This window comes from Bradyrhizobium sp. Leo170 (genome assembly GCF_004296405.1).
In the GTDB taxonomy this organism is placed as follows: Bacteria; Pseudomonadota; Alphaproteobacteria; order Rhizobiales; family Xanthobacteraceae; genus Bradyrhizobium.
In genome coordinates this window covers 1-1,484 of record NZ_PSRR01000704.1, presented here as the reverse complement: position 1 = coordinate 1,484, position 1,484 = coordinate 1, and the positions used below count along the sequence as shown (strand labels likewise).

The following is a 1,484-nucleotide window of genomic DNA, read 5'->3' as shown; positions in this document are numbered from 1 at the left end:
CACCGGAAATATCCGTTCAGAAACTTCAAACCTCGCTGCAGGCGAAAGCTAAGGCTGAACCGGACTATCGATTCTACTCTCTTTGGGACAAAGTCTGCAGATTGGATGTGCTGGAAGAAGCCTACAGGCGCTGCCGTGGAAATCGGGGCGCTCCTGGGGTAGATGACGTCACATTTGCTCAGATCGAAACCGAGGGACGCGAGCGATGGCTGGAAAATGCCAGAGAGGAGCTGATGTCGAGCAACTACCGACCACAGCCCCTGCTGAGAGTATGGATACCGAAGAGCAATGGCGGACGTCGACCGCTTAGCATTCCAACCGTAAAAGACCGGACGGTCATGACGGCGGCGATGCTGGTGATCGGCGCCATCTTCGAAGCGGACCTGCTGGACAACCAGTATGGCTTCCGCCCGAAACTGGACGCCAAGATGGCGGTACGCCGCGTGTTCTGGCACATCAGAGACCATCGACGATCGGAGATCGTCGACGCGGATTTGAGGGATTACTTCACCTCGATTCCGCATGCACCACTGGTGAAATGCCTCACACGCAGGATTGCCGACGGTCGGCTCCTCTCAATGATCAAAGACTGGCTGACAGTCGCGGTTATCGAGAGAGACGGTCGGCGAACCACGAGGACGGCGGAGTCCCGTACGAAGAAAAGAGGAACTCCACAGGGCTCACCCCTGAGCCCGCTGTTGGCGAATCTCTACTTTCGTCGGTTCTTGCTGGCTTGGCGCAAACACGGACACCAAGACCAACTCGATGCGCATATCGTGAATTACGCGGATGACTTCGTGATCTGCTGTCGCCCCGGCTCGTCCGAGACGGCAATGGTGCGGATGCAGACGCTAATGAACAGGCTTGGGTTGGAGGTGAACGAGACCAAGACGCGGCTCGCTCGGGTCCCGGAGGATAGCGTAACATTCCTCGGGTACACGATCGGGCGCTTCCATGGAAAGGGAGGTCAAGCCTTTCTGGGCACAAGGCCTTCCAAGAAAGCCATTCGACGATTGCTCAAACAGATCCATGACCGCACGACACGTCAGTGGTACCCGGACACACCGGAGAACACTGTCGCTGTCATCAATCGCATCCTACGCGGTTGGTGCGGCTACTTCGACCAAGGCCCAGTGGTGGAAACTTACAACCTCATTCGGCAATACGTCGATCGTCGTCTGCGACATTGGTTGGTTCAGCGCACTGGGGCGCGTGGGCGAGGCTTCAAGCGTTACTCGCAGGAGTACCTGCATGAAACGCTTGGCCTCTACCGCCTCCCCAGAGCGCGCGCCGACATGCCGAGAGCGAAGGCTTGACGGATCGAGAGAAAGCCGGGTGCGGGAAATCCGCACGCCCGGTTTGACGAGCGGCGACTGGAAACGGAGCCATGGTCCGAAATGAGGCACCGGCACTCAGCGAAAGCTGCCGGCAAACGGCAACTCCTCGGAACCTGTAGCCACCGCGCCAGTCGTCGACTCTACCGA

At 58.4% G+C, this 1,484-nt stretch carries 1 protein-coding gene; it reads left to right on the top strand.

Going from position 1 to position 1,484, the window contains the following annotated elements:
• A partial coding sequence (gene ltrA / locus CWO89_RS44125) for a group II intron reverse transcriptase/maturase (protein WP_130584374.1) occupies nt 1-1,316 on the top strand: 1,316 nt, incomplete at its 5' end.
• Between the last annotated feature and the right edge of the window lie 168 nt (nt 1,317-1,484).